At 55.9% G+C, this 5,261-nt stretch carries 2 rRNA genes; both read right to left on the reverse strand.

Annotated elements, in window-relative coordinates:
• Positions 1-51 precede the first annotated feature (51 nt).
• Positions 52-3,184: ribosomal RNA gene (locus JGU72_RS30430) — 23S ribosomal RNA — on the reverse strand.
• Positions 3,185-3,536: 352 nt separating this feature from the next.
• Positions 3,537-5,051, reverse strand: a 16S ribosomal RNA gene (locus JGU72_RS30435).
• Together the 16S and 23S rRNA genes form the textbook arrangement of a ribosomal RNA operon.
• Between the last annotated feature and the right edge of the window lie 210 nt (positions 5,052-5,261).

A 5,261-nucleotide genomic window follows, 5' to 3' on the forward strand; every position in this document is an offset into this window, starting at 1 on the left:
TTCAACGTGTGTGTTGTTTCAGATACTGCACAGTGGACGCGTAGCTTCTTTGTTGGTAAGTCCTCGGCCGATTAGTACCAGTCACCTGCACCCATTACTGGGCTTCCAGTTCTGGCCTATCAACCCCATGGTCTGTGGGGGGCCTTACCCCCTCGAAGGGGGTGAGAAACCTCATCTTGGAACAGGCTTCCCGCTTAGATGCTTTCAGCGGTTATCCCTTCCGAACGTAGCTAACCAGCGGTGCTCCTGGTGGAACAACTGGCACACCAGAGGTTCGTCCGTCCCGGTCCTCTCGTACTAGGGACAGCCTTCCTCAAGTTTCTAACGCGCGCGGCGGATAGAGACCGAACTGTCTCACGACGTTCTAAACCCAGCTCGCGTGCCGCTTTAATGGGCGAACAGCCCAACCCTTGGGACCTACTCCAGCCCCAGGATGCGACGAGCCGACATCGAGGTGCCAAACCATCCCGTCGATATGGACTCTTGGGGAAGATCAGCCTGTTATCCCCGGGGTACCTTTTATCCGTTGAGCGACACCGCTTCCACTTGCCGGTGCCGGATCACTAGTCCCGACTTTCGTCCCTGCTCGACCTGTCAGTCTCACAGTCAAGCTCCCTTGTGCACTTGCACTCGACACCTGATTGCCAACCAGGCTGAGGGAACCTTTGGGCGCCTCCGTTACATTTTGGGAGGCAACCGCCCCAGTTAAACTACCCACCAGGCACTGTCCCTGAACCAGATCATGGTCCGAGGTTAGAAGTCCAATACGATCAGAGTGGTATTTCAACGATGACTCCACCCACACTGGCGTGCGAGTTTCACAGTCTCCCACCTATCCTACACAAACCGTACCGAACACCAATACCAAGCTGTAGTGAAGGTCCCGGGGTCTTTTCGTCCTGCCGCGCGTAACGAGCATCTTTACTCGTAATGCAATTTCGCCGAGTCTGTGGTTGAGACAGCTGAGAAGTCGTTACGCCATTCGTGCAGGTCGGAACTTACCCGACAAGGAATTTCGCTACCTTAGGATGGTTATAGTTACCACCGCCGTTTACTGGGGCTTAAATTCTCCGCTTCACCCCGAAGGGTTGACAGGTCCTCTTAACCTTCCAGCACCGGGCAGGCGTCAGTCCGTATACATCGTCTTACGACTTCGCACGGACCTGTGTTTTTAGTAAACAGTCGCTTCTCACTGGTCTCTGCGACCCACACCAGCTCAGACCGCAAGGGTCGTCACCAGCACGGGCCCCCCTTCTCCCGAAGTTACGGGGGTATTTTGCCGAGTTCCTTAACCACAGTTCTCTCGATCGCCTTAGTATTCTCTACCTGACCACCTGTGTCGGTTTGGGGTACGGGCCGTGTATCAACTCGCTAGAGGCTTTTCTCGGCAGCATAGGATCATGGAATTCGCCTCATTCGGCTATGCATCACCTCTCAGGCTGTATGAACGGCGGATTTGCCTACCGTTCGCCCTACCGGCTTACACCAGTACTACCACTGACTGGCCCCACTACCTTCCTGCGTCACCCCATCGCTTGGCTACTACCAGCCGAGGTCCCATGCAGCCTCCGCCGGCTTCCCGAAGGAAGTCCATTGGACTTTGGATGGTTAGTACAACTGATTCACCATTGACGCGGATACACGGGTACGGGAATATCAACCCGTTGTCCATCGACTACGCCTGTCGGCCTCGCCTTAGGTCCCGACTCACCCTGGGCGGATTAACCTGGCCCAGGAACCCTTGGTCATTCGGCGGACGAGTTTCTCACTCGTCTTTCGCTACTCATGCCTGCATTCTCACTCCCACACCCTCCACGCCTGGATCACTCCGACGCTTCCCTGGGTGCAGGACGCTCCCCTACCCACCCACACCACTACACACACCCCCGTAAGGGTGCATGGGTGTTATGTGAGTGCCGCGGCTTCGGCGGTGTACTTGAGCCCCGCTACATTGTCGGCGCAAAATCACTTGACCAGTGAGCTATTACGCACTCTTTCAAGGGTGGCTGCTTCTAAGCCAACCTCCTGGTTGTCTTCGCGACTTCACATCCTTTTCCACTTAGTACACGCTTAGGGGCCTTAGCCGGCGATCTGGGCTGTTTCCCTCTCGACTACGAACCTTATCGCCCGCAGTCTCACTGCCGCGCTCTCACTCACCGGCATTCGGAGTTTGGCTGATTTCGGTAAGCTTGTAGGCCCCCTAGACCATCCAGTAGCTCTACCTCCGGTGAGAAACACGCGACGCTGCACCTAAATGCATTTCGGGGAGAACCAGCTATCACGGAGTTTGATTGGCCTTTCACCCCTACCCACAACTCATCCCCTCAGTTTTCAACCTAAGTGGGTTCGGTCCTCCACGACGTCTTACCGTCGCTTCAACCTGGCCATGGGTAGATCACTCCGCTTCGGGTCTAGAACACGCGACTGAAACGCCCTATTCGGACTCGCTTTCGCTACGGCTACCCCACACGGGTTAACCTCGCCACATGCCACTAACTCGCAGGCTCATTCTTCAAAAGGCACGCCATCACCCCCGGCCCACTGAAGGACCCAAAGGCTCTGACGGATTGTAAGCGCACGGTTTCAGGTACTATTTCACTCCCCTCCCGGGGTACTTTTCACCTTTCCCTCACGGTACTAGTCCGCTATCGGTCACCAGGGAGTATTCAGGCTTATCGGGTGGTCCCGACAGATTCACAGCAGATTTCACGGGCCCGCTGCTACTCGGGAATTCACAACAACAGTCGCCAGGTTTTCGTCTACGGGATTCTCACCCTCTACGACAGGCCGTTCCAGACCACTTCGACTAACCCAACGATTTCTTACTGTTGCCCGATCCGGCAGAATCGAGAATGCAAACCCCACAACCCCACACACACAACCCCTGCCGGGTATCACATATGCATGGTTTAGCCTCATCCGCTTTCGCTCGCCACTACTCACGGAATCACATGTTGTTTTCTCTTCCTGTGGGTACTGAGATGTTTCACTTCCCCACGTTCCCTCCACACGCCCTATATATTCAGGCGCGGGTAACACGACATCACTCGTGCTGGGTTTCCCCATTCGGACACCCTCGGATCTCAGCTCGGTTGACAGCTCCCCGAGGCTTATCGCAGCCTCCTACGTCCTTCATCGGCTCCTGGTGCCAAGGCATCCACCGTACGCTCTTACACACTTACTAACAAAGATGCTCGCGTCCACTGTGCAGTTCTCAAACAACACACAAAACACCGGAATCCGTGACACCAGCCGGCACACAAAAAGGGTTCCCCCCTTTTCCGCACCGCGGTATGACCACATCCGGGTCTCGTTGTTTCTTGCCTAGAGACAAACACTCACGTGTTCCCTCAGGACCCAACAGCATGTCGATATAACCCCCACCGGCCGGCCACACAGGACCCACCGAAATGCGAGAAGTACTTGTCAGCGTTCCACCCATGAGCGTCCGCCGGACAACGTATGTGCCCGAAACGGTCTCTGCCACAACCTGACACCCACCAACGCGGGCCGATCCATGGAGAAGTGCTCCTTAGAAAGGAGGTGATCCAGCCGCACCTTCCGGTACGGCTACCTTGTTACGACTTCGTCCCAATCGCCGATCCCACCTTCGACGGCTCCCTCCACAAGGGTTAGGCCACCGGCTTCGGGTGTTACCGACTTTCATGACGTGACGGGCGGTGTGTACAAGGCCCGGGAACGTATTCACCGCAGCGTTGCTGATCTGCGATTACTAGCGACTCCGACTTCATGGGGTCGAGTTGCAGACCCCAATCCGAACTGAGACCAGCTTTAAGGGATTCGCTCCACCTCGCGGTATCGCAGCCCTCTGTACTGGCCATTGTAGCATGTGTGAAGCCCTGGACATAAGGGGCATGATGACTTGACGTCGTCCCCACCTTCCTCCGAGTTGACCCCGGCAGTCTCCTGCGAGTCCCCGCCATTACGCGCTGGCAACACAGGACAAGGGTTGCGCTCGTTGCGGGACTTAACCCAACATCTCACGACACGAGCTGACGACAGCCATGCACCACCTGTACACCGACCACAAGGGGGGCTACATCTCTGTAGCTTTCCGGTGTATGTCAAACCCAGGTAAGGTTCTTCGCGTTGCATCGAATTAATCCACATGCTCCGCCGCTTGTGCGGGCCCCCGTCAATTCCTTTGAGTTTTAGCCTTGCGGCCGTACTCCCCAGGCGGGGCGCTTAATGCGTTAGCTACGGCACGGATCCCGTGGAAGGAAACCCACACCTAGCGCCCACCGTTTACGGCGTGGACTACCAGGGTATCTAATCCTGTTCGCTACCCACGCTTTCGCTCATCAGCGTCAGTTACTGCCCAGAGACCCGCCTTCGCCACCGGTGTTCCTCCTGATATCTGCGCATTTCACCGCTACACCAGGAATTCCAGTCTCCCCTGCAGTACTCAAGTCTGCCCGTATCGCCTGCAAGCCAACAGTTGAGCTGCTGGTTTTCACAGACGACGCGACAAACCGCCTACGAGCCCTTTACGCCCAGTAATTCCGGACAACGCTCGCACCCTACGTATTACCGCGGCTGCTGGCACGTAGTTGGCCGGTGCTTCTTCTACAGGTACCGTCAATTTCTCTTCGTCCCTGCTGAAAGGAGTTTACAACCCGAAGGCCGTCATCCTCCACGCGGCGTCGCTGCATCAGGCTTTCGCCCATTGTGCAATATTCCCCACTGCTGCCTCCCGTAGGAGTCTGGGCCGTGTCTCAGTCCCAGTGTGGCCGGTCGCCCTCTCAGGCCGGCTACCCGTCGTCGCCTTGGTAGGCCATTACCCCACCAACAAGCTGATAGGCCGCGGGCCCATCCTGCACCGATAAATCTTTCCACCACAGAACATGCATCCCATGGTCATATCCGGTATTAGACCCAGTTTCCCAAGCTTATCCCGAAGTGCAGGGCAGATCACCCACGTGTTACTCACCCGTTCGCCGCTCGTGTACCCGAAGGCCTTACCGCTCGACTTGCATGTGTTAAGCACGCCGCCAGCGTTCGTCCTGAGCCAGGATCAAACTCTCCGTTGAAGTTACAGAAACACCCCAAAGGGCGAATCAAAACAACCATCGAGCCAAATCACAATGGCAATCAAAAACTCACGCCAGCCATAAAAACATTATGACTAGCAAACCACCCTCCCCCTGACAGGGATGAAAGAAGAAGGATGATCAAAACCAAACAAAAAACATTTGGCACTGACATTCATCGACACACTGTTGAGTTCTCAAAGAACACGC

This window comes from Antrihabitans auranticaus (assembly GCF_016481275.1).
Classification (GTDB): Bacteria; Actinomycetota; Actinomycetes; order Mycobacteriales; family Mycobacteriaceae; genus Antrihabitans.